Genomic DNA, 1,730 nt, shown 5'->3' with positions numbered 1-1,730 from the left:
ACCGCGCCGACCAGCACCGTCAGCGTGGGGGGCGTCGGTACCGAGCGCACCATCACCAACGTGGCGGCCGGCCGGATCTCCGACACCTCGACCGATGCGATCAATGGCTCGCAGCTGTTCGCGACCAACCAGTCGATCGAGAACCTCAGCAACGAAGTAGATGCGAACGCCACGCACTACTACAGCGTCAACGACAGCGGCATGGTCGGCGGAAACTACAACAACGATGGCGCGACCGGCGCCAATGCGATTGCGGCGGGTGTGGATGCTTCTGCGACAGGCGCCGGTTCGGTCGCAATCGGAACCCGGACCAACGCGACCGCCACCGACGCAATGGCGTTCGGCAATACCTCCACCGCCTCCGCGGTATTGAGCACCGCAATGGGCACTGGCAGCGTCGCCAGCGGCAACAGCAGTCTGGCGATGGGTACGGAAGCCAATGCAACGGGGAATGAGACTACGGCGATCGGCAGGCTTGCGCAGGCAAGCGGTTTTTATGCCACGGCGCTTGGCTCGGGCGGGTTTTCTGCCCTGACTGCCGTGAACGCCTCGGGAGACGGTTCTGTGGCGCTGGGCGGCAACGCGACTCAGGGCGCCAATGCGGACGGAGACGATGCCATCGCTATCGGCGGAGAATCGTTCGCGGGCAATAGTGAAACGATCGCAGTCGGCCGTGCGGCCAGAGCCCTGGGCATGAATGGCATTGCGATCGGCAGCACCAGCAGCGCGCTGGCAGAGGGCGCGGTGGCCCTCGGCGACACCGCGGTGGCCAACAACGCGGACGACGTGGCGCTGGGTTCGGGTTCGGTGACGGATGTGGCCGTGGGCACGGCCAGCACGACGATCGACGGGGTGACCTACAACTTCGCCGGCATCGCGCCGACCTCAACAGTCAGCGTTGGGGCCGTCGGTGCCGAGCGCACGATCACCAACGTGGCCGCCGGCCGGATCTCCGATACCTCGACCGATGCGATCAACGGCTCGCAGCTGTTTGCGACCAACCAGTCCATCGAAAACCTCAGCAACGAGGTCGATGCGAACGCCATCCATTACTTCAGCGTCAACGACAATGGCGTGGCCGGCGGCAACTACAACAACGACGGCGCAACTGGAACTGATTCGATTGCCGTGGGACAGAATGCGGTTTCCGCTGCGCATAACAGCGTCGCCATGGGTACGGGAGCCATCAACGAAAATCTGAATGGTGCCCAGACCTTGGCCGTCGCCATTGGCGCGTCAGCGCGAACCGGCGCCGGGAGGGCGACAGCTATTGGTGCCGAGGCCGTTGCGCTCCAGCAGGGAGCGGTTGCGCTCGGATCGGCGGCGTCTGCAGCCAGTATTTATGGCGTCGCCATAGGCGGCGGTCCCGGAGGCGGGACAGGCGCTAGCGCCCAGGGCGCCGGTGCCATCGCGATCGGCGGTGGTGCCGGAACCGTCCCCACCGGGACTGCGGCCCTCGCATCGGGAGCCCGGGCAATCGCCATCGGGCAGAACACGACTGCCTTGGCGCAATCAGTCGCGCTGGGTTATCGGGCCACGGTCGGTAGCGCCTCCTCGGTGGCTATCGGTGATGCCACTAGCACTGGCGCAACCGGCGTGAACGTCGCCATCGGCAATCTGAGCACGGCCACTGCCGGCACCGCCGCGGGCGGCGCAGTGGCGATCGGCCGCTCCAATACCGCCTTCGGCGATGGTGCGGTGGCGATAGGCGATCCCAGCTACGCCAGCGG

At 66.1% G+C, this 1,730-nt stretch carries 1 pseudogene; it reads left to right on the top strand.

The window, feature by feature from the left end:
- Positions 1-1,730, top strand: a pseudogene (locus BLR66_RS18745) (hypothetical protein); the annotation flags it as partial.

Source organism: Pseudoxanthomonas sp. CF125, from assembly GCF_900104085.1.
In the GTDB taxonomy this organism is placed as follows: domain Bacteria; phylum Pseudomonadota; class Gammaproteobacteria; order Xanthomonadales; family Xanthomonadaceae; genus Pseudoxanthomonas_A.
The sequence above is the reverse complement of the archived record's forward strand: the minus strand, read 5'-3'. Positions and strand labels throughout refer to the sequence as shown.